General features: G+C 62.7%; 16 protein-coding genes. 4 read left to right on the forward strand and 12 right to left on the reverse strand.

Annotated features, from left to right (window positions below):
• Positions 1 to 124: 124 nt before the first annotated feature.
• Positions 125 to 1,045 carry a hypothetical protein gene (locus SH412_RS03605; RefSeq protein WP_336522144.1) on the reverse strand — a complete coding sequence of 307 codons (921 nt, stop codon included), beginning with the start codon at positions 1,043 to 1,045 and terminating at the stop codon, positions 125 to 127.
• Between the two features lie 89 nt (positions 1,046 to 1,134).
• A complete protein-coding gene (locus SH412_RS03610; RefSeq protein ID WP_336522145.1) occupies positions 1,135 to 1,539 on the reverse strand; it encodes a BlaI/MecI/CopY family transcriptional regulator in 405 nt (134 codons plus the stop codon).
• Positions 1,540 to 1,943: 404 nt separating this feature from the next.
• On the opposite strand from SH412_RS03610, the gene SH412_RS03615 reads away from it, so the two are divergent.
• A complete protein-coding gene (locus SH412_RS03615) occupies positions 1,944 to 2,228 on the forward strand; it encodes a hypothetical protein (RefSeq protein WP_336522146.1) in 285 nt (94 codons plus the stop codon).
• Positions 2,229 to 2,280: 52 nt separating this feature from the next.
• Here the strand turns inward: SH412_RS03615 and uvrB are convergent, their stop codons facing one another.
• Positions 2,281 to 4,347, reverse strand: coding sequence for an excinuclease ABC subunit UvrB (gene uvrB / locus SH412_RS03620; protein WP_336522147.1), 2,067 nt, complete (start codon positions 4,345 to 4,347; stop codon positions 2,281 to 2,283).
• 200 nt (positions 4,348 to 4,547) lie between these two features.
• Here uvrB and SH412_RS03625 point away from each other — a divergent pair, with 200 nt between their 5' ends.
• Positions 4,548 to 5,942: an MBL fold metallo-hydrolase gene (locus tag SH412_RS03625; protein WP_336522148.1), complete on the forward strand. Its 1,395-nt coding sequence runs from the start codon at positions 4,548 to 4,550 to the stop codon at positions 5,940 to 5,942.
• Positions 5,943 to 6,090: 148 nt separating this feature from the next.
• The gene (folE, locus tag SH412_RS03630; RefSeq protein ID WP_336522149.1) at positions 6,091 to 6,735 is read left to right on the forward strand and encodes a GTP cyclohydrolase I FolE; all 645 of its coding nucleotides are present in this window, start codon (positions 6,091 to 6,093) and stop codon (positions 6,733 to 6,735) included.
• A 34-nt stretch (positions 6,736 to 6,769) separates the two neighbouring features.
• Here the strand turns inward: folE and SH412_RS03635 are convergent, their stop codons facing one another.
• Complete coding sequence (locus SH412_RS03635) at positions 6,770 to 7,795, reverse strand: type I phosphomannose isomerase catalytic subunit (protein WP_336522150.1); 1,026 nt, start codon at positions 7,793 to 7,795, stop codon at positions 6,770 to 6,772.
• 41 nt (positions 7,796 to 7,836) lie between these two features.
• Positions 7,837 to 8,904: a mannose-1-phosphate guanylyltransferase gene (locus tag SH412_RS03640; RefSeq protein WP_336522151.1), complete on the reverse strand. Its 1,068-nt coding sequence runs from the start codon at positions 8,902 to 8,904 to the stop codon at positions 7,837 to 7,839.
• A 368-nt stretch (positions 8,905 to 9,272) separates the two neighbouring features.
• On the opposite strand from SH412_RS03640, the gene SH412_RS03645 reads away from it, so the two are divergent.
• A complete protein-coding gene (locus SH412_RS03645) occupies positions 9,273 to 10,220 on the forward strand; it encodes a ribose-phosphate diphosphokinase (RefSeq protein WP_419555839.1) in 948 nt (315 codons plus the stop codon).
• On the opposite strand, the gene SH412_RS03650 is transcribed toward SH412_RS03645, so the two are convergent.
• The 7 genes from SH412_RS03650 to SH412_RS03680 form a co-directional block, all read right to left on the reverse strand.
• Entirely contained in the window at positions 10,205 to 11,134 is a 930-nt protein-coding gene (locus tag SH412_RS03650) for a cysteine hydrolase family protein (protein ID WP_336522153.1), read from the reverse strand. The two genes, SH412_RS03645 and SH412_RS03650, sit on opposite strands and share 16 nt — an antisense overlap.
• 31 nt (positions 11,135 to 11,165) lie before the next feature.
• Positions 11,166 to 13,004, reverse strand: a complete 1,839-nt coding sequence (locus tag SH412_RS03655; RefSeq protein WP_336522154.1) for a cytochrome c peroxidase — start codon at positions 13,002 to 13,004, stop codon at positions 11,166 to 11,168.
• A 100-nt stretch (positions 13,005 to 13,104) separates the two neighbouring features.
• A complete protein-coding gene (locus SH412_RS03660) occupies positions 13,105 to 14,025 on the reverse strand; it encodes a 1-phosphofructokinase family hexose kinase (RefSeq protein WP_336522155.1) in 921 nt (306 codons plus the stop codon).
• Between the two features lie 114 nt (positions 14,026 to 14,139).
• Positions 14,140 to 14,553, reverse strand: coding sequence for a response regulator (locus SH412_RS03665; RefSeq protein WP_336522156.1), 414 nt, complete (start codon positions 14,551 to 14,553; stop codon positions 14,140 to 14,142).
• A 331-nt stretch (positions 14,554 to 14,884) separates the two neighbouring features.
• Complete coding sequence (locus tag SH412_RS03670; protein ID WP_336522157.1) at positions 14,885 to 19,111, reverse strand: PAS domain S-box protein; 4,227 nt, start codon at positions 19,109 to 19,111, stop codon at positions 14,885 to 14,887.
• 229 nt (positions 19,112 to 19,340) lie between these two features.
• A complete protein-coding gene (locus SH412_RS03675) occupies positions 19,341 to 19,871 on the reverse strand; it encodes a hypothetical protein (RefSeq protein WP_336522158.1) in 531 nt (176 codons plus the stop codon).
• A 30-nt stretch (positions 19,872 to 19,901) separates the two neighbouring features.
• The gene (locus SH412_RS03680; protein WP_336522159.1) at positions 19,902 to 20,735 is read right to left on the reverse strand and encodes a DUF1559 family PulG-like putative transporter; all 834 of its coding nucleotides are present in this window, start codon (positions 20,733 to 20,735) and stop codon (positions 19,902 to 19,904) included.
• Positions 20,736 to 20,817 lie beyond the last annotated feature (82 nt).

Genomic DNA, 20,817 nt, shown 5'->3' on the forward strand with positions numbered 1-20,817 from the left:
CGCAGGCTGGAGAAACAACGGGCAATCAGCTCCGGCGGCCAGTTTGCCTGCTGCAGTTGCGTGCGATGCGCACGGCGCGGGTGACACAAACTTTTCGGACTGGTCGGAACTGATCTGCAATCCGCTAGGCCGCGCCGCGCTCGGCGGCGGTTCCGCCGGTGTCGGCGATCGCCAGTTTCTGTTCCAGTTCATGGATTTCGGCCCGGAGCTGCCGCAGTTCCGCTTCCTTGAGATCCAGTGCGGTCCGGAGCTTCTCCAGGCGGCGGTTTGGCGGGCCGGCGATCAACCGCTGGATCGCCTCCAGCACCAGCAAAGCGCGCCAGCCGCGGGTCATCGCCCCTTTGAATCGGTAGGCCTTCGTCATCTGCTGCACGCGCAGCAGACTGCCCAGTCGGAGGGCACGGACGAATGCCAGCAACGGTAATAGAATGATCGCCAGGTCGACCCAGTGTTGGCGGCAGTAGTCGAGCTTGCGGTCCGTCGCCGACACCATCACGAGGAATTCCAATGCGAAAGTCAGCCAGATCAGGCCCCAGGCGGCCTGCATGGCGGCGTGGAACTGGAGATTCCCGGCGATCTGGTTCGCAAACAGATGCTCGATGGCCAGCAGCGGCAGGACGAGCACCGACAGCAACAGGATCGGCAACCCGATCGCCGACTTCAAACGCTGCTCCAGAGCCCGTCCCGCCTGGACCCAGCCCCAGGCGGGGAGCCACAGTCGCTGTCCGGAAGCGACATCGCGGACTCCCAGCCTTAAGGGCGGGAGCAGGCAGCACCAGACGAACTGCCTCAATCGCGTCTGCCCGGCCTGCCAGCGAATCAGCAGCTCGGCCCAGTAGACCGGATAGATGATGCAGGAGCCGATGATGCAGCCCAGCAGAATGGCAGCGTACTCGCCCCGATCATGTCCGTAGAAGTGCAACAGGCCGCCAAAGAGGACCAGCGAGGCCAGCGACAGTCCCCACATGGGGGCCGCAAACACTCGATCGAGCGGATCGATGTCCGGTCGTTCTGCTTCGGCGTTGGAAGGCGCGCTGGGTTGCATGGCGGTCCTTGTCCTCCTGGACCGCTGATTCTCCGGCAAAGCCCTGCTCGGGCTCAAGTCCATTTCCGGATCGCGAAGCGCACTGCGTCTCAGCAGATCGCCGAGTTCGGGGGATGGGGGTCGTTCTCGCAGACACCCTCGCGTGAAGCGGCCTGTTCGGAATCGCCGATCACGGGTTTCCGAATGTACTGCGCCAGGAGCGTCGGCAGGTCCCCGTTGCACAGTTCGTTGGCGGCCTTCTGCAGCCGTCGGTCGATGAGTCCTTCGCGATCCAGAATCGGCACGAAGACGTGGGGCCAGGTCCCTTCGCGGCGCACGACACAGGCCTTCTGTTCCAGGCGCTTCAGAAGTTTCTGCACGGTGGCGAAGTCCGAGATCGTCTGCGCCGGGTAAATCGTTTCCGTCAACTCTCGCACGGTGGCTTCTTTGCGAGCCCAGAGCTCGCGCAAGATCGCCAGTTCCGCGGGGGTCACATCCTGAGTATTCCGGGGCATGTTGCTGCTCGGCTAATGCGCCTGCGAGGCAGGCTGACGCGTGGCAGGACATGCAAAGAGGATCCACCCGCTGACAATGTCAGGAATGGATAGCGTCCGGTGGTCATGGCTGGCATGATGGCAGGAGCGAACTGCCTCTTGCATCAACTTAAAGTAATGCCCGTACGGGGTGCTGCAAAGCGCGGAAAGGTGATTTTCCTCACAGAAGCCGTGTCTTGCGCAAGAAGCGCAGCATTGAAATTCTATTGTGAGAACTGTTCGCTTTGTGCCGTGACAGCGACGGGCGGTTTTCTCCTTGTGATTCCCATTGTTCGAAAGTTTATGCCGTAGTCCTCCTCGTCTTCGACGTTGGAAACGCCGTGGCGTTTCGATCTGCAGACTTGACCAGGAAGCGAACCTTCTCAATGTCTTCCGAGCATCCCCGATCACCGACCTGTCCGTCGCCGGTCGCGCGGTCCGGGCGAACCTGGCGCCGCTGGTGTCTGTACCAGGCCGGCTGGTCCGCCTTCTACTTCCTGCTCTACGCGCTCTCAATCGGCCCCCTCTACTGGTACTGGTGGGAGGCCGCTTTCGCGGGCGGATCCGAATGGGTGTTCGTCTTTTACGGCCCGCTGGCGGTCCTGGCCGAGTTTTGCCCGCCGTTTCGAGACGTCATCAACGCCTACATCAACTGGTGGATTCTGTCCTGAGCGGGATCTCGCCAGCCGACGACACCTGAATCGGTCAGTGGAATGTTCTGGGTTATTTGGAGCCCCGTCGGCCCTTGCCCCCTTTGGCTTTCCGTCGCGCGGGCTTCGCATCGGCAAAGCCGGGCGACTCTTTGAGCTGAACCATCTGTCCAACCTGCTTCTTCAGTTCCAGAATCCGGTCCCGCAGTTTCGCGGCTCGTTCGAACTCCAGGTTCTCGGCGGCGGTCAACATTTCCGCTTCCAGTTCGCCGAGGTACTCTTGCGTCACAAACTGCGACTCGTCGGCGGCTCCAGCGGCTTCCTGCACAATCCGCCGGGCTTCCACCTCTTCCTCGATTCCCCGGCGGATGGCCTTCTTGATCGTCTCGGGTGTAATGCCATATTGCGCATTGTACGCAAGTTGCAGCGCCCGTCGGCGATTCGTCTCGTCGATCGCCCGCTGCATGCTCTGAGTCACGGAATCGGCATAAAGGATGACTTCCGCATTGGCGTTTCGTGCCGAGCGGCCGATGGTCTGAATCAAGCTGGTTTCGCTGCGCAGGAAGCCTTCTTTGTCCGCGTCGAGAATGGCCACCAGCGAGACTTCCGGCAGGTCGAGTCCTTCCCGCAGGAGATTCACGCCGACCAGGACGTCGTGCTTCCCCTCGCGAAGCTGGCGGAGGACTTCGACGCGTTCAAAGGCATCGAGCTCCGAGTGAAGCCATGCGCAGCGAACGCCTTCCTCCTGGAAGTATTTCGTCAGATCTTCTGACAATCGCTTGGTCAGGGCGGTGATCAGGACGCGTTCCCCGCGGCCGGCGCGCAGCCGCACCTGCTCCAGCAGATGGGCCACCTGACCGCGGGCCGGATGAATGTGAATCAACGGATCGACCAGGCCGGTCGGTCGGATCACCTGCTCGACGATTTCGCCGCCGGTCTGTTCGAGCTCCCAGTCGCTGGGGGTTGCAGAGACCAGGATCGTCTGGTGGCGGCGCTGATTCCACTCGTCGAACTTCAGAGGCCGGTTGTCGAGCGCGAGAGGGAGTCGGAAACCGTGTTCGACCAGCGTCGTCTTGCGGGCGTGGTCGCCGTTGAACATGGCCCGGATCTGCGGCACCGTCACATGGGATTCGTCGACAAACAGCAGGTAATCTTTCGGGAAAAAGTCGATCAGCGTGTAGGGCGGTTCGCCGGGCGCCCGTCCCGAGAGCGCCCGGCTGTAGTTTTCGATTCCCGGGCAGAAGCCTGCCTCCCGCAGGAGCTCCAGGTCGTGCCTTGTCCGCGCATTGAGCCGCTGCGCTTCCAGCAGCTTGCCTTCCCTCCGGAACTTCTCGAGCTGTTCGGCCAGTTCCCGTTCGATCTCTGCGCATGCCGCGGCGACGCGCTCTTCTGGCAGGACATAGTGCTTGGCCGGGTAGATGTAGACTTCGTCGAGCTGTTTCACGTCTGCGCCGGTGACGCAATTGATGAGCGTCAGCTTCTCGATCTCGTCGCCCCACAGCTCGATCCGGTAGGCGCACTCTTCGTAAGCCGGCCAGATTTCGACGACGTCGCCCCTGACGCGGAAGTTCGCCCGCTGGGGCGTTACGTCGTTTCGGCTGTAATGAATGTCGCAGAGCTTCCGCAACAGCTCGTCCCGGTCGATGCTTTCCCCGACCCGCAGGGGAATCATCATTTCCAGGTAGTCCTTGGGGGACCCCAGGCCGTAGATGCAGCTCACGCTCGCGACGACGACGACATCGCGCCGACTGACCAGCGCGCTGGTGGCCAGCAATCGCAGCCGGTCGATCTCTTCGTTGATCGAGGAGTCCTTTTCAATGTAGATATCCCGCTGCGGGATGTACGCCTCCGGCTGGTAGTAGTCGTAGTAACTCACGAAGTACGAAACCGCGTTGTGCGGAAAAAACTCGCGGAACTCGGCGTAAAGCTGCGCCGCCAGCGTCTTGTTGTGTGAGAGCACCAGCGCTGGCCGCTGGAGCTGCTGGATCACGTTCGCCATCGTGAACGTTTTTCCGGAGCCGGTCACGCCCAGCAGGACCTGGTCGCGCTTGCCTTCGCGCAAACCGCGCACGAGGGCCTGAATGGCCTTGGGCTGGTCGCCCGCGGGGGCGTAGGGGCTGGCGAGCTGAAATTCCGGCATAGTTCACCTGGGGTTCGGCCGTTCCGAAGAATCCTCAGAATTCTATCGAGTTCGATCCGGACGCACCGGTGAACTGACACGATCTCGTTCATCGCTCCAGGATTTCCCGCCGCGTCGGGCTGACACCAGTTCCCGCGGTCTGCATGATGGATGGCGACGGCGATGCTTGCCGTCCACTTTCCGACTGACAGGACACCCGGATGAAGATCACGTTTCTCGGCGCCGCGGGCGAAGTTACCGGCAGCCAGCATCTGCTGGAGACAGATAAGCTGCGTGTCCTGCTGGACTGCGGCATGTTCCAGGGGCACCGCGGCGAATCCCGCCGCAAGAATGAGACCTTCCGCTGCAATCCGCCTGCGCTCGACGGGATGATCCTGTCGCACGCCCACACCGACCATTGCGGCAATCTGCCGGGGCTCTTCAAGGCCGGCTATCGCGGGCCGGTGTTCTGCACGGCGGCGACCGCAGATGTCGCCGCCGTGATGCTCGAAGACAGCATTCACATTCAGCAGGAAGACGCCAAATACCTCGGTCGGCACCTCGGTCCCGACCATCCCCCGATCGAACCGTTGTATGAAGAAGAACATGTGCGGATGGCGCTGAAGCACATGGAGACGCTCGATTACGGCGAATGGCACGACCTCGCCCCGGACTTTCGGATCCGCTTCATGGACGCGGGGCACATTCTCGGCTCGGCGATCACCGAGATGGAGATTCGCGAGCGTGCCGTGTGGCGGCGAGTGGTGTTCACGGGGGATCTGGGGCGACGCGGCGTGCCTCTGCTCCGCGATCCCCAGCGCGTGCCCGGCTGCGACGTGCTGATCACCGAATCCACCTACGGGAATCGGATGCATCCGCCTGCCGAGGATCTCAAACAGGAGCTCGTGCAGATCGTCGAGCGGACGGCGAAACGGGGCGGACGAGTCGTGATTCCCGCGTTCAGTCTGGGGCGGACGCAGACGCTGCTGTACTTTCTCAATCAACTCTCCAACGCCGGTCGGCTGCCGAAGATTCCGGTCTATGTCGACAGCCCGCTGTCGACGAAAATCACCAGCGTCTATCGGCGGCACATGAATGTTCTGGACGGGGAGCTGCAGCGAGTTCTGCAGCACGACAAGGATCCCTTTTCATTCCCCGGCGTGCGGTTCGTCGCGACCGGGCAGGAAAGCCAGTCGCTCAACCATATGAAGGAGCCGTTCGTCGTGATCGCCGCCAGCGGCATGTGCGAGAGCGGGCGAGTGGTCCATCACCTGAAGCACGCGGCGGCGGACGACCGCAACACGCTGTTGATGATCGGATATCAGGCCGAGCATACGCTGGGCCGGCGGATTGTCGAAAAACGTCCTTTCCTGCGGATCTTCGACCACGATGTTCCGCTGCGGGCGGAAGTGAAGGTGCTCAACGGGCTGTCGGCCCACGCGGACGCCCACGACTTCAAATGGTGGTTCGAGGGGCTTGCGGCCGACAGGGGTGTGGGGCAGGCGTTTATCGTTCACGGCGAAGCGGCCGGCGCACAGGGGGTTGCATCGCTGCTGGCCGACGTGTGCGACGAACCGCCGATCATTCCAGAGCTTTACAAGACGTACGAAGTCTGAATGTTTGGGGCGCCGGTTCCGGATTCAACGCCGTCCCGGTTTGACCCGTTCCGGGGGCGCGCCTACGATACCCCGTCCCAGCGCCCGCCGCGTCTCCGCGCGCCGGTCGAAATCGTCGACTCTAATTGCCGGATCGGAAAGTCGAGCCATGAGCCAGCATCAGTGTGTCAATTCGCCGGAATCTGATTGCGAGGCGGACGAAACGGCGGTAGAGCGACCGGCGACTCCCGTCGACCTGCCTCGAATTGAACGGGCTGTGCGGGAAATCCTGGCCGCGGTCGGCGAGGATCCGAATCGCGACGGGCTGCTGGAAACTCCCGCTCGCGTGGCGCGGATGTACGCCGAATTATTCGCCGGCCTGCACCTAGATCCGAGCCGGCATCTCAAGCGGGTGTTCACCGAACAGTACGACGAACTGGTGCTGGTCCGGGATATTGCCTTCAACAGCATGTGCGAGCACCACCTGCTCCCGTTTATCGGAGTCGCTCACGTCGGCTATCTGCCGCGGGGCCAGGTCGTCGGATTGAGCAAGCTCGCCCGCGTCGTCGATGAAGTGTCCCATCGACCGCAAGTCCAGGAGCGGATGACGCACCAGATCGCCGATATGCTGCAGCGGGAACTGGATCCCAAGGGAGTGATTGTCGTGGTGGAGGCGGCGCACTCCTGCATGACGATTCGCGGCATCCGGAAGCCGGGCAGCCTGACTATCACCAGCGCCGTCCGCGGGCTGTTCAAGACGAATCAGTCCAGCCGGGCCGAAGTCATGTCGCTGATTCATAAACAGTCGAACTGAGCCGATCCGCTGTCGAGACTGGTCGTCGCGGGACCTACCTGGTTGCGAGCGCTGCATAAGTCGATTCTGGATCGAACTCTCCGCACAATGCCGGCAGATAAGCATCCAGCAGCGTGAGCTGGTCGTGTGGCTCGACCGTCAGCGACGGGCAATCCGCCGGAATCAGCATCGTCTTCCCGGCGGAAATCAGGCCTTCGTAGCCATCAGCCCAGACGGTCGCCGTTCCGCCCAGGCCAATCAGGCCGTGGCACGATCCGTTCGGCGAGATCGAGAACGGCCGCTCGGCGATGTACCGGTTCAGGACGAACTGCGCGCAGTTCACCAACTGCTCGTGACGGAAGGCTTCGTAGTCGTCGGAGATTGGAACTGGTACGACGGGGTTCACCGGCCCGCGTTGGAAATTGGTGACGATCAACGATTCCGCGACATGCATTTCGCGGGGTTTCCCGTCGCTCCCCAACCGGCCCCAGTCGTCGAGACGAAATGTAATGTCACTCGACTGCTGGACTTCCGCCAGTACGATCCCTTCGCCGATGGCGTGGACCGTTCCGGCTGGAATGAAAATGCAGTCGCCGGGCCGGACCTCGTAGCTGTGCAGGCAGTGTTCAATTCGGCCTTCCTGCAGAGCCGAGCCGAGCTGGAGTCGATCGACCCCGGCTCGCAACCCCGCATAGACTCTGGCCCCCGGATCGGCGGCAAGAATCACCCAGGCCTCGGTCTTGCCGAGCTGTCCGGGAAAGAAGAAGCTGGCTTGAACATCGTTGGGGTGGACCTGAAGCGAGAGTCGGTCAGCCGCGTCCAGGAATTTCACCAGCAGCGGAAACTGCGATAAGTTCTGTCGCCCCAGTAGATCCGCGCCGGCACGAGCCACCAGGTCGCTTAGACGCGCTCCCGCGCATTCGCCAGCCGACACGACGCTCTGGTCGTCGCCGCAATCGGCGATCTCCCAGCTCTCGGCCCAATCGTTCCCGTCGCCGATGGCTTTGCCGAGCAGATCGCCCAGTCGGCGACCACCCCACCGGCGGCGTTTGAGCAGCGGTTCGAACGTCAATGGAAACACACCGTCGCCTCGGCAAGAGAAGATTCGCTCATCTCAAGCTACTACAGCAGGTTTCCCCGACCTTCCTGTTCGAGTTGACTGACCAGTTTTCGGAGGCCGTCCTCGTCGGATTTGCGTGCTACGAGGGTCGCGTCGGAGGTATGGACAATGACGAGGTCTTCAACGCCGATCGTTGCAACCAGGTGATCCGGCGTCGTCCGCACGATGCAATCCTTGGTCGACACTCCCGACCAGGGGCCGTCGATCGTGTTGCCGGCGTCATCCGCACCGCGAAGTCGGGCGACCGCCAGCCAGCTCCCGACGTCATCCCAGCCAAACGGCGCTTCAAGGACGAAGACATGCCGGGCGCGCTCCAAGACGGCGTAGTCGATCGAAATTGACTTCAGCGTCGGAAAGACTTGTTCGACGGCCGCCGACCAGTCTGCTGCGTCAGTCAATTGCTGCAGTCCGGCGCTCAGCTCCGGTTCGTACTCGGCCAGCGCCTGCAGAATCCGAGCCGCCCTCCAGACAAAAATTCCGCAATTCCAGTAGAACCGTCCGCTGGCCAGGTATTCCGCCGCGGTGGGAGCATCCGGCTTCTCGCGGAATCGCGCCACTTCGTAAATTGCGTCGGCACGGTCCGCCAGAGGTTGCCCCCGCTCGATATAGCCGAATCCCGTGGCCGGGTACGTCGGTCGCACTCCGAACAGGATCAGCCCTTCCGGATGTTGAACCAGCACGGAGGCCGCTCGTTGACAGGCGGCCTGAAAGATTTCGTCCGGCTGAATCACGTGGTCCGCCGGCAGGACCAGCATCTCCGCTTCGGGATCGGCCTGCAGCAGCCGGATCGCCGCCATTCCCACGCACGGGGCCGTGTTCCGACCGCATGGCTCGACCAGAAAATTTCCCGGCGGCACTTGAGGAAGCTGTTCCCGCGTCGCCTCGATCTGGCGGGCGTTCGTCACGACCCAGATCCGTTCGGGGGGAATCCACGGCTGGCAGCGGGCCGCCGTCTGTTGAATTAGGGACTCCGAACCCGCCAATGGCAAAAGCTGCTTCGGGCGTTGTTTTCGGCTTTGGGGCCAGAACCGCGTTCCCGACCCGCCCGCCATAATCACTGCATGCAGCATCGTGCCAGTCTCCCGAATGTTTTCACCCTCGACCGGTACAGTTAGCCGGGCGGAGAACCTCCGGGAAGGCAATTTGGCGTCGAAATCCGGAAATTCACTCAGGTTGCGTCCCGACCGGATCGCCTGAGCGGACACTGCCGCTCAGGAACGTGACTTTCGGAAATGGCTGACATGCCGATTCTGCCGAAAAACCGGGTTCTCTTGCTCACAGAACGGCTGCCGGGCGATGGCCGCTTGATCGCCCGCGCTTGACAAGGTGCGCACGGCGGCGGTGAAATGCCTCCGCCGCGGCGGGAAGGAACTCGACTGTCCGGCTCTCCGACACCTGCCGACCGCCCCTCCTGCCCGGACATTTCTTCGCCATGCCGATGTACGACGAGCTCTGCCTTCTCAGCGGCCGGGCAAACCCTCAGCTAGCGACGGAAATCGCGTCCTACCTTGGAATTACGCTCGGCGCAGTCGACCTGTCGGACTTTCCGGACGGCGAAATCTCGTGCCGGCTCGATCAGAACGTCCGCGGACGGGACGTCTTTCTCATCCAGCCGACCGGTCCCTCCGTCAACAACAACCTGATGGAACTGCTGATTCTCATTGACACGTGCCGACGCGCCAGCGCCGCACGCATTACGACGGTGATTCCCTACTTTGGTTACGCCCGCCAGGACCGCAAGGACATGGGGCGGGTGCCCATTACCGCCAAACTGGTGGCCAACCTGATCACCAAGGCGGGGGCCGACCGGGTGCTGGCGATGGATCTGCACGCGGCCCAGATTCAGGGGTTCTTCGACTGCCCGGTCGACCACCTGTACGCCTCGCCGATCATCGACGACTACTTCCGCTCGCTGAATCTTTCCAAAGATCAGCTCGTCGTCGTCAGCCCGGACGAAGGGAGCATCAAGCGTTCGCTGCAGCACCTCGATCACCTGGGCGGAAGCCTGGCGATCGTCGACAAACGCCGGGCGAACGCGCTGGAAACCCGCCAGGAGAACCTCATCGGCGGACCGATCGAAGGCAAAGTGGCGGTCATTTTCGACGACATGATCACGACCGCCGGCTCGATGGTCGGCGCCGTGAACGTCGTCCGAAACTATGGAGCGTCCAAGATTTATGTCGGCGCCACGCATGCCGTGCTGTGTGGGAACGCCCCGGCCCGGCTTCGCGAAGCCGGCATCGAAGAAATCGTCGTCACCAACAGCCTGCCGCTCAGCCCGGCTCAGCAATTGCCCAACATCCGGCAGGTCTCTGTCGCTCCGCTGCTCGGTGAAGCGATCCGCCGGATCCACCGCAACGAATCGGTCAGCTACTTGTTCGACTGACCGGCAGGCGCGGGTTTGAGCGAGTCGGCCGAGCCCGCAATGACCTGCCTCAGGTCTTCGCTGGAGATCGACGGGCACCAGTAGCGCTCGATGTGCTCAATGACCATTTCGGTGCCGCGGGCATGGCTGACGAACGGCGGCTGCCGGGGATCGTACATCGCGTCGGTCAGATCGCGCGCCAGGACTACGTTGAGCTTCAGCCGCGTCAGTTGGCGAATCCCGAAGGGCCGGCCCAGCACACACATGTTGGTGTGCACGCCCATCATCACGATGTTCTTGATTCCATGCGTCGCGCAGAAACTGTAGATCTCGTCGCCCGAGTCGCTGATGCCGTCGAACCCGATGATATCCAACCCGGCGTGCTGCCGGCTGAAAACCCGTACGGCGGCGCCGACGACCGGGTCGTCGCAGGGGGACTTGGAGACATCGACCGGCAGTTCCGGCTCAATCCCCTCGTCGCGGTGACACCAGCCTTGCAGCGGAAAGGGCGGCTCGACTTTCGGCGTCAGCTTCATGCGATTGCGATACGGCGTTCCCTCGTAAAAATCGAGGGTGCCGCTCGGCGAATGAATGATCATCGCCCCGTGGTTGCGGGCGGCCGTCAGTACCGCATTCATCCTCGGGACCATCTCGCCCACGCGCTGCGCCGACAGCTTGCAATAGTGGTCGTTCCACATGTCGCAGATCACGAGAACCGTCTCAGACGCTTTCCATTCCTGCGGCGTCTCGACGCGTTCAATCCGCCCGCTGCCCGGCGGCTCTTCGACGCGGCGACGCGTCTGGACCAGGAATTTTCCCGGGACGACCGGCCGTACCGCAGGGGCGTCCTGCGCCTGCAGCCGAGCTGGCGACTCCAGTTGAGACGCCAGTCCGCTGGAAACAGTCAGCGCAAGGCAGAGCATCCGACGCAGCATTCGGGAAATCCTCGTTCGTGGAACAATGCTGTTACAGCGACCGCAGATAGGACAGCAGGTCGGCCAGTTCCTGTTCCGAGAGAGCTTCACCCGCGATGTCCTCCGGGCGGTGATGTTCGCTCAGCACTTCTTCGAGCGACTTCGCCCGTCCGTCGTGCAGGAATCGTCGACGAGTATAGAGCCCGCGCAACGTCGGCGGATTGAACTCGCGCATCCGGTCCCGCGGCTCCGCCAGCCCCACCGTATAGACCTTGTCGCTGGTCAGGTGGTCGCCGGCGTGGCAGTCTGCACAGCCCCCCTTCCCTTCAAAAACCGCCAGACCACGACGGGCGGACTCCGTCAGGTCTCCGGCGGACGTCCGATGGGGATTCGGGGCGGGTTCGAGCGTCTCCAGATAGGCCAGCAGCGCGGCCGTGTCGGCGGCCGTAATTTCTTTCTGGGTGCTCATCGATTCCTTCAGCGAACGGCGCATGGCGTCCGACAAGTCCGTCTGCCAGCCGTGCCATGTCCACGGACCGGTCGCAGTCACCGCGCGCAGGGTCGGAGTCAGCTTGGGAGCACCGTATCCACCGTCGTTCCTGGTGTCGAACTTCTGCTGTGACGTGTGTCCCTCGGTGTGGCAAGTGTGACAGCTATACCAGCTATTGTGCGAGCGGTCCGCATCGTAGAAGAGCTGTTCGCCGCGCCGCGCCAGGCTGAGTTCCGCCGGTCCGCCGAGCGGAATTTCGCGGACGACTTTCCGGCCGGCGAGATCCACGACCTGTAGCGAGTTTTTCAGGGCGTTTGCCACGACGACGGTCGATGTTCCCGAGAACTGCAGCCCCAGCGGACGACCGCCGAGCGGGATGCGACCGAACGCCTGCCGGTTCCGTTCGAGTTCCCGCGGCAGGAAGTCTCCGGGATCGCCCCCCGGCCACGGAATGGCGTCGAGCTGCAACATCAGCAGTTCGTGGCTGCCGCCGCAGGAAACGGCGACCCACTTGCCGTCGGGCGACAGCACCGCGGCATGGGCATCTCCAACCGCCGCCGCATGGACGTCGAGGCCCATCTGCTTCTGATCGCCAACTTCGCCGTCCGGCATAGGAAACTTCGTCAATCGGTTATCGATGACCCAGCCGATTTCAATATTTCGCGTCGTGACCGGAAATCCGCGATTCACCGCGTGCGGCAGGAGCAACAGCGAATTGTCCGGCGTCACCACCGGCGTCCCCAAGTTAAAGGCGACATCGAAGACTTTGCGCCGGCTGATCAGTTCGCCCGACTGCGTATCATGGACCAGAATCTCCGCCGGGGAATTGCAGCAGCTCGCCAGCCAGCGACCATTGGGCGAAATCGCCAGCGTCCGCGGCACTCCGCCGGTCTCCCAGGTGGCTTCGACCAGACCGGTTGCGGGATTCACGACGGCAATCTGGTCGCTTGTCGAAAGCGTCACGAACAGCCTGAGAGCCTGGCCGTCAGCGCGATGGACGACCATGCCGCGCGGCTCATCGCCAATGGCGACGACTCGTTCGAGTGTCAGTACTTCCTCGGTCCGTCGTACGAAAGCCAGCGAGTCGGCATCTTTCAGGCTCACGGCGGCAAGACCAGAGTTAATCCAGACGACGTCCGCAGGACCGGCGCCGACCGTCAGTTCCTGCAGCAGCTTTCCCTGGCTGACATCGACCAGCGAGACCGACCCCGATGTGCTGTTGGCGCTGAGCGCCAGCCGCCCGTCGTCGGTCAGCGCCACTGCGACCGGCGACCGATGAGGTTGGTCGGCGGACGCATTGGGAGCTGTGGCCTGAGTCTGTGGCGTCTCGGCCCGACACCAGCTCCAGACCGCCATGACGGCCAGCGCCACTCCGCACGTGATCCATCCTCGCGCGTGCATACGAAAGCTCTCCGTGTCATCGAAACTCACGGGCAGAGACGACCGCCCATGATCGGAATCAGTTTATACGAGAGTTCCCCGCGAGTGTCAGTGAATCTGCTCACAGACACTGGATCTCAATTTGCGCCAGACGGCGATCGGTCGCAGCGCGGGACATTCTGGCCGGGAGCAGTTCCAATGCATTCTCCACGGCGGCGGCGACTCCCAGTCGGGTCGCGTCGACCACAGGCATCCCTTCTGTGACGCCCACGGCAATCCCGGCGGCCAGGCTGTCGCCGCAACCGATCGGGTTCACGGATTCGACCTGCGGCGGCCGCAATCGAAAGTCTCCGTCTGGACCCGAGGCGAGCAGACTGTCGGCTCCCCGACTGATGACGACCCACTGGGCTCCGCGGTCGCGCAACTCGCGCATGGCCGCCAGGATTTCGCTTTCGGTTGCGAGTGTCCGACCGACGGTCCAGCTCAGTTCGTCGCGATTGGGTTTCACCAGCAACGGTTTCAACGGCAGGCAATCCAGGAGATCCTGCCCGCGAACGTCCAGAATGACAGGGCATGCCACCGACTGCATCAGCCGCCGGTAGTACCCCGCCGGAGTTCGCTCGGGCAGCGACCCGGTCAGGACCGCCAGTGACGACTTGGCGGCCAGCTCGGGGAGCTCGTCGGCGTAGCGATCGAGTTCGGTCTTGCTTAACGCGCCGGCATTCTCGACCAGTTCGGTCGTCGTCCCGGTCGCAGCGTCGAGCAGCGTCGTGCAGACGCGTGTCGGCGTTGCCACGTCGAGCCAGCGGGACGGGATCTCCAGTTTCCGGAATTCGGCCGCAATCTGCCGGCCGGTGGCCCCGCCGATCGGGCACCAGAGACTGGCCGCGGCCCCGAGGCTGTGGGCCGCCGCCGCCACATTGAGGACTTTTCCCGAGGCGCACGCCGCGGTCGCGCGAGCCCGGTTGACCTCACCGACGACCAGCCGGTCGAACTGCAGAATCTGCTGCCAGGCGGGCGTCAAACCGACAGAAAGTATCACGAGGAATCTTCCGATCTGCTGTCAATTGCGGCAGGATGAACGGACCGTTCGCGCGTCGAACGAACTGCCGCACTATAGCAGATCCCGGTCACGACAGACTGGCGTCGCGAATCGTCAGGCTCCTGCCCCCGTCAACCGGCGCATCTTCGCGTACAGTTCGCTCCATTCGACGGGCTTGATCACAAAATCGTCCGCGCCGGCGTCGAGCGCCTGTCGAAGATGCATTTCGTCGTCGCCGGCAGTCACCGCAATGATCACTCCGCGGTACTCGGCCTGCCGCAAGGCCCGGATCGCGGAGGCGCCGTTCATCACAGGCATGTGCATATCCATCAGCACGACCGCATAGGGGCGATTGTAGAGGCAGCCTTCCAGAGCCGCCCTGACGGCGGCACGCCCGTCGACAACGACGTCCACCAGGGCACAGCGGGTCAGGAGCGAACGGCGCATCATCTGCGCGATCATCGGACTGTCCTCCGCGACCAGAATGCGGCCCCATTCCGGGGATGGTCCGAGATCCGAAATCTGCACGGTGGAATCTCGCAGATGGAGCGACGTCGTTCAATCAGGCCGGGCGTCGATCGGTCCATCGATCAGATGGGTTTCGCGGAAGATGGTCGTCTGCGGGACGCAGACAAGAGTGCCATCGTATCATTGGAACTCGAAAGTCTTCGATCCACTCTGGCACGGAAGTTGGAATGGAGACAGTTGAATTCCGTTTGCACCTCGCCGGATATCGCAACTTTACCATGCGACGCGCAGAGTTTCCGGTCAGGGGGAGCTGGGGCGCGGAGCTTCGAGGAACTGCAAACGCCAGCATCAACTTTGTGCAGACGTTGAGATGTCGTATGGCCGGGGCGACTCAGTCTCCGGGGCGCACGAGGGTGAGCGTGGCGCTCCCCGCGCGTGACTCCAGGGCCGAATTCAGCAATTCAATCAGACTTGCCTGCTCGATCGGTTTGCTGGCGTAGGCATCGCAGCCTGCAGCCAGGCACCGCTGACCGTCTCCCCCCATGGCGTTGGCTGTCAGCGCGACAATCGGCAAGGTGCATCCCTTCGCCCGCAATCGCCGTGTGAGCTCATAGCCATCCATTTCCGGCATCATCATGTCTGTCAAGATGAGGTCGACGCCCGGGACCGCCATCAGCGCCCCGTCGACGCTCCCGTCGACGGTCAGAGACTCCAGTGCACACCGGCCGGTCTCGAACAGCCGGACCTCGGCGCCGGCCTTCCGCAGCAGAAACGAAATCAACCGCTGGTTGTCCGGGCCATCCTCGGCAAACAGAACTCGAACGCCGGCCAGCGGCTGCGGCCGACACTTCGCCACAGGTAAAGAGGTCTGATGCACTGACGGTTGCTCGGCGGGAACGGGAACGGTCGTTTCCCGCGGCAACCGGGCGGCGATTTGCACCGTGAAGACGCTGCCTGCGCCGGGCCGACTGCGGACGCTGATGTCCCCCTTCAGCAGCTCGGCCAGCCGTCGGCTGATCCGCAATCCGAGCCCGGTGCCGCCGAATCTCCGCGTCGTCGTCGAGTCTCCCTGTTGAAAGGCTTCGAACAGCAGCTTCAACTGCTCGGCCGTCATTCCGATCCCCGTGTCTTCGACGTCGAATCGAATCATCGGGCCGTGTGGCCCATCGGGATCGTAGCCTGCCGTCACGGTTACGCGACCGAGCTCCGTGAACTTGATCGCGTTGCTGACCAGATTCACGAGAATCTGCTTCAGACGCACCGGATCGGACATGATTGTCGCCGGCAGACCGTCCTGGCAGCGCACGTCGAGTCGGATGCCCTTGGCCTGCGCCTTGACCAGCATCAGTTCCCGGACGTCTTCCAGGAGCCGCGATGGTTGTGCGGGGACTTGTTCGATCGTCATCTTGCCGGCTTCGATCTTCGACACGTCGAGAATGTCGTTGATCAACGCCAGCAGATGCTCGCCATTGCGACGGATCGTCGTGATGTAATCCAGCCGCTCCGCCCGTTCCAGCGGCGCATCGACTTCGTCTGCCAGCAGATCGGTATATCCGAGGATCGCCGTCATCGGCGTGCGGATTTCGTGGCTCATGTTCGCCAGAAACTCGCTCTTGAGCCGACTGGATTCCTTCGCCTTGATCGCCATTTCCTCGGCGCGCCGGTTAGCCTCCTCGAGTCGCCGGTTGGCGGCCCCCTGCAGTTCCTCGGCCTGCTTCCGGGCGCTGATGTCCTGAGCGATTCCCAGATACCCGACGACTTCCCCCAGACTGGTGAGGACGACGTTGACCGTCAGCGAGACTGGAAATCGAGAACCATCCTTGCGAACGTAAGTCCATTCTCGCTGTTCGCTGCCGGTTCGTTCCGCCATCTCGACGAAGATGCGAAATCCTTCGACGGAGATGCCCAGCTCCCGCGAGAGTTCCTCGCCACGCGCTTCCGCTTCTTCTCTGACATGAATGATGTCCGGAGTATGAACTCCGATCATCTCCTGGGCGCTGTACCCGAGCAGTCGTTCAGCTCCCCGGTTGAAGATTGTAATCAGTCCCTGGGGATCCACGGCAATGATCGAAAACTCGGCGGCGGCGTCCAGCACTCCTTGGATCAGCGCTGACGAACGGACCGCCTCGGACTCGGCCGTTTTTCGTCGAGTAATGTCCTGAAACGCTCCGTACAGTCGCACGGGCCGACCATCGACGAACTCGACCTGACCGACGGCCCGAACCCAGATCGGTCGCCCGGTGGCAGTCACGAGCGGCAACTCAAGATCCCACGATTCGCCCGAAGCAATCGCCTGTTCGACTGCGTTCCGAATGATCGGCCGAGCCGCAGGAGCATAGAACGAAATCGCTTCGTCCAGCATCGGGCGATACCCGACCGGGACTTCGTGAATCCGGCAGGTCTGAGCGGTCCAGTGAACCTCTTGAGTCGCCAGATCCAGTTCCCAGCCCCCGACGCCCGCCGCTTCTCCGGTCTGTTCCAGAAGTTGCTCGCTCTCCCTCAGTTGCTGCTGGGATTCTTTGAGAGCCGTGATGTCGACGCAGCCGCCCGCGTAGCCCAGAAACTCTCCCGATGCGGAATAGCGGGCCACGCCGCGGGCTTCTATCCAGCGATACAGACCGTCGTGTCGCCGCAGGCGGTACGTCGCGGCATACGGCAGCCGGGAGTCGAAGGCCGACCGGTAAGTGGTCAGACACCGATCCCTGTCCTCAGGATGGAGCCCTTCCGCCCACCCGTCTCCCAGTTCCTCTTTCATGGGTCGGCCGCGGAACAGCAGCCACGCGCTGTTGAAATCCGTGCAGCCTTTGTCGGGCCCCGACAGCCAGGTCATCGTCGGTATGCTGTCGGCGAGTTGGCGGTATCGTTCTTCACTCTCGGCCCGCGCACGATCGGCCTGCACCTGCACCGTCACGTCGCGAACCGTCCCGTGCAGTCCGCAGATTCGCCCTTCGGCATCCCGGCGGGCATGCCCGCGGACGCCGAGATAGCGTTCGCCCAAATCACTGGTCTTCAGGGTCAGATCGTAGTCTTGACCGCTGGCGAGCGCCCGGTCCACGGCTTCGCGAAGTCGCACCGAGGAATCGTCGTCATAAAGCGCATACACGTCTGAGTTGTCCGGCGGCCCGTTCGATTCGTCCCGCCCGTGAATCCGGTAGACCTGGCGGGACCAGAACATCTTCCCGGTCGGGATCTCCCACGACCAATGTCCCAGGTTGGCCGATTCCTCGGACTCTTCAAGCTGTCGAACCTGCTCGATGAGCTGGGTCCGATTCGATTTCAGGCGGGTAATATCGCTCAGCATGACGATGAAGCCGCTGAGAGATCCTCCTGGCCCGTGGAGCGGCTGAATCTCGGCCTCGACCCAGTGTACTTCTCCTGCGGCCGATTGCATCCGCAGCTCACTCCGGCCGCCTGTACCCCGCTCGATCGCCCCGCGGATTCCTGACAGCCCTGCAGGATCGCCCTGGTGACTGCTCAGGACATCCAGCAGCGGCAGTTCTTCGATCTCCAGAATGTCTGTGCCGCTGATCCGCAACCAGCCCGCATTTGCCCACACGATCCGCGTACTGTCATCCGCAATCAAGACGGCGTCCGTCGTCATTTGCGCCACGAGAGCCAGACGGTGCAGCTCTGCAGCTCTCGCGTGCACCGCGCGATGCTGAGTTCGCAGGTGCCGAATCGCAGGATCGATCAGCAGGAGGTAGATGGCCGAAATGGTCCCCAGCATGAGGAACCCCATCGCCAGTCGACGTCGATTCTCTTTCGCAAGGAACTCCTCAAAGTCGCTCTGAAGCGAGAGGACCATTTCATGGCTGGTCGTCAGGTAGGCGTCGGCCGCTTGAACCAGCGCAGCCGACTCGGCAGTCCGTTCGGGATCGAACTCTGCGTCCAGATACGCACGGATCTCGCCCACGAGGTTGTCGTATTGTTCGTTCATTGCCGGCAGTAACCGCAGCGTCCGGCGAATCTGCGCTGAATTCTCAACGGTCTCCACGTGAACCAGTCTCGCAAGCAGATCAAAGTTCTCGCGGAGATCCTTCAGCGTCGCAAAGAGATTCTGGATTCGGCGATCGACGTCGGCGGAAGTCTGCAACGATGGGCTCGCGGCAAAACGGGCCGTCCGCTGGCTCAGCATTCGCTGCCGACCTGTCAGATTGATGAGCTGTCCGTAGGACGCTGTCGAATCCGCAGCCTTCTGCTCGGAAATGGACATCGCGATGCCGAGCGCAACCACAAGCCCGAGGCCCGTCAGCGTGACCCAGCGGAGCCCGGACGCCGGGTCGTCGGGCACGCGAAAGTTGAGTGCTCGACCCGCAGAATGGCTCGGTTGTCTCGCCAGAGCTTGAGCCAGCAGCGGGCCTGAAAGTGCCGCCAGAATCGCGGCATCGAGCAGGCTGATCCACCATCCCGCCACGGGCAGGCCGAAGATCAGGAGGGCTCCATGTGCGACAAGCTCTGCCGCCGCGACCAGGCATCCCAGACGCAACACCTGCCAGCGAAAGGAGATCGGGCTATCCGGTTTGACAGGAGGCTTGCCGGGAACGGATGACGGCGCGTCGTTGACGAAGACTTCCGCCGGTTCGGCCGGATTCTGCACAGGTCGGCCGGGATTTAACACGATTGGCGCCGCGAAAGCCGATGAGACCAATTGTCTTCCACTCTGGCTATCGTCCTCGGCAAATCCTCCACTTGAGCAAATAACAGCCCGATTCCGCTCCGAAGTCTTTCTCCTGTAACGCGTTGAGAAGATTCGGGTTTGCCAGCGCTCATCTGCTGCCTGCGCAGTGGCGGTGCATTGCTGGACCCGCTGCTGCAGTCCGCCGCAGCCCTGATCTCCCCGATTCGCGTCAATTGGAAGGGGGGGCGTCTTTCTCTTCCAGAAATGCTTCTTGCTCGGGAGTCAGAAAGTCCAGCGACAACCAGCGATGTCCCCGCTGAACCAGGATTGCCCCCGGAAATGCCTGCTGATGACGCTCGATCGCGGCCTGGATTCGATCCGGCAACGTCGGATCGGACGGCAATTCGGCCAGAATCGCGAGCGCCAGATCCCGCTGCTCTGGCTGGACCATCGCGTGCCAGTGCAGTTCAAACTCCTCGCCGAGCGCCTTCAGCAATGGCGCCACGTGCGGTCGGTCGAACTTCGCGGCTGCTGTGTCTTCCGTGTCCAGATCCATGTACCGACCGCCGCGATCAAAGAACGGCAGCGCGTCGACCCACGGCCACTTCACCTTCCATTCCGTCTCGACCTGGCGGTCAAACCGGGCCGCCTCGTCGACCTGCGACGCGGCTCCGCAACCGAGGAATGTACACAGGCCGGCCAATGCCAGAATTCGCTGCAATCTCAAAAGGTCGCTCATCGGCAGGGTCTCACGTCGCATTGGCCGCCGCCCGAAGCGGACGAACTGGCCTCAGAATTCGACTGTCTCGCCTCCGCCGGGCGTCCCCAGCGCTTCCAGCACGCGCATGTCGATGGATTCGCTGAGAAGCCGCGCCGAACCGTCGGCAAAACAGAAGTTCGCCCCGCCGGCATGGCGACTGCTGAAGCTGCTCGGGGAGGTTAGCGAGCGATTGATCGGCCAGAGCCCGGAGGCTTCGACGTACGGTGATGAGGCGAAGATATAATGGTCTGATTCCGCAATGAAGCCGCACCACGAAGACGTGACTGTCAGACTGCCGGCGACGGAAGGGATATGAATCCGCTCACCCAGCAGCAAAGTCTGCGAAAGCCCGTCTGTGATCTCGGCAAATTTCACGCTCGACAGCGCCGACAGCACTCCCTGGCTGCCGACCGCATTGCCGGTAGCAATCGCTGTGTCCGCGTGACCTGGAATCGATACCGTCACCAGGTCGGGCTGCGAGTCCGACGGACAGCGCCAGACCGACACTTGTGACGAGATCACCGCCCGGTTGGAGCCGACCGCTGTTCCCAGGTTAAAATCGATCCGGGCATACAGCGACGACTGATCGAGCTGCGGCAGGATCATCGCCCCCCAGCCCCAGCCGGAAAACGTCCGAAACGAAGGGCCGATCACCAGGGCGCCGGGCGGCAGGACACGGTGTGCGTCGTGGTAGTTGTGCAGCGCCAGGCCAAGCTGCCGCAATTGGTTCTGACACTGTGACCGTCGGGCCGCTTCCCGCGCCTGCTGAACCGCGGGGACCAGCAGCCCCGCCAGCACCGCGACGATCGCCATCACGGCGAGCAATTCAATCAATGTGAATCCGGGCCGCTTCCGGGCTGCCATTGGACCGCCTTTCTGACTGAAAACGGAGGATCGGCGGCGTTTGTCGCCGATCCTCCGCGTCTGTCCAATCATGACGCGACAG

The organism is Planctellipticum variicoloris, from assembly GCF_030622045.1.
GTDB classification, from domain to species: Bacteria; Planctomycetota; Planctomycetia; order Planctomycetales; family Planctomycetaceae; genus Planctellipticum; species Planctellipticum variicoloris.

What these genes read in the sequence shown, in the direction of transcription:
- SH412_RS03605 (WP_336522144.1), bottom strand. Translation starts at nt 1,045, where the DNA reads ATGCAACCCAGCGCGCCTTCCAACGCCGAAGCAGAACGACCGGACATC.
- SH412_RS03610 (WP_336522145.1), bottom strand. Translation starts at nt 1,539, where the DNA reads ATGCCCCGGAATACTCAGGATGTGACCCCCGCGGAACTGGCGATCTTG.
- SH412_RS03615 (WP_336522146.1), top strand. Translation starts at nt 1,944, where the DNA reads ATGTCTTCCGAGCATCCCCGATCACCGACCTGTCCGTCGCCGGTCGCG.
- uvrB (WP_336522147.1), bottom strand. Translation starts at nt 4,347, where the DNA reads ATGCCGGAATTTCAGCTCGCCAGCCCCTACGCCCCCGCGGGCGACCAG.
- SH412_RS03625 (WP_336522148.1), top strand. Translation starts at nt 4,548, where the DNA reads ATGAAGATCACGTTTCTCGGCGCCGCGGGCGAAGTTACCGGCAGCCAG.
- folE (WP_336522149.1), top strand. Translation starts at nt 6,091, where the DNA reads ATGAGCCAGCATCAGTGTGTCAATTCGCCGGAATCTGATTGCGAGGCG.
- SH412_RS03640 (WP_336522151.1), bottom strand. Translation starts at nt 8,904, where the DNA reads ATGCTGCATGCAGTGATTATGGCGGGCGGGTCGGGAACGCGGTTCTGG.
- SH412_RS03645 (WP_419555839.1), top strand. Translation starts at nt 9,273, where the DNA reads ATGTACGACGAGCTCTGCCTTCTCAGCGGCCGGGCAAACCCTCAGCTA.
- SH412_RS03650 (WP_336522153.1), bottom strand. Translation starts at nt 11,134, where the DNA reads ATGCTGCGTCGGATGCTCTGCCTTGCGCTGACTGTTTCCAGCGGACTG.
- SH412_RS03655 (WP_336522154.1), bottom strand. Translation starts at nt 13,004, where the DNA reads ATGCACGCGCGAGGATGGATCACGTGCGGAGTGGCGCTGGCCGTCATG.
- SH412_RS03675 (WP_336522158.1), bottom strand. Translation starts at nt 19,871, where the DNA reads ATGCGACGTGAGACCCTGCCGATGAGCGACCTTTTGAGATTGCAGCGA.
- SH412_RS03680 (WP_336522159.1), bottom strand. Translation starts at nt 20,735, where the DNA reads ATGGCAGCCCGGAAGCGGCCCGGATTCACATTGATTGAATTGCTCGCC.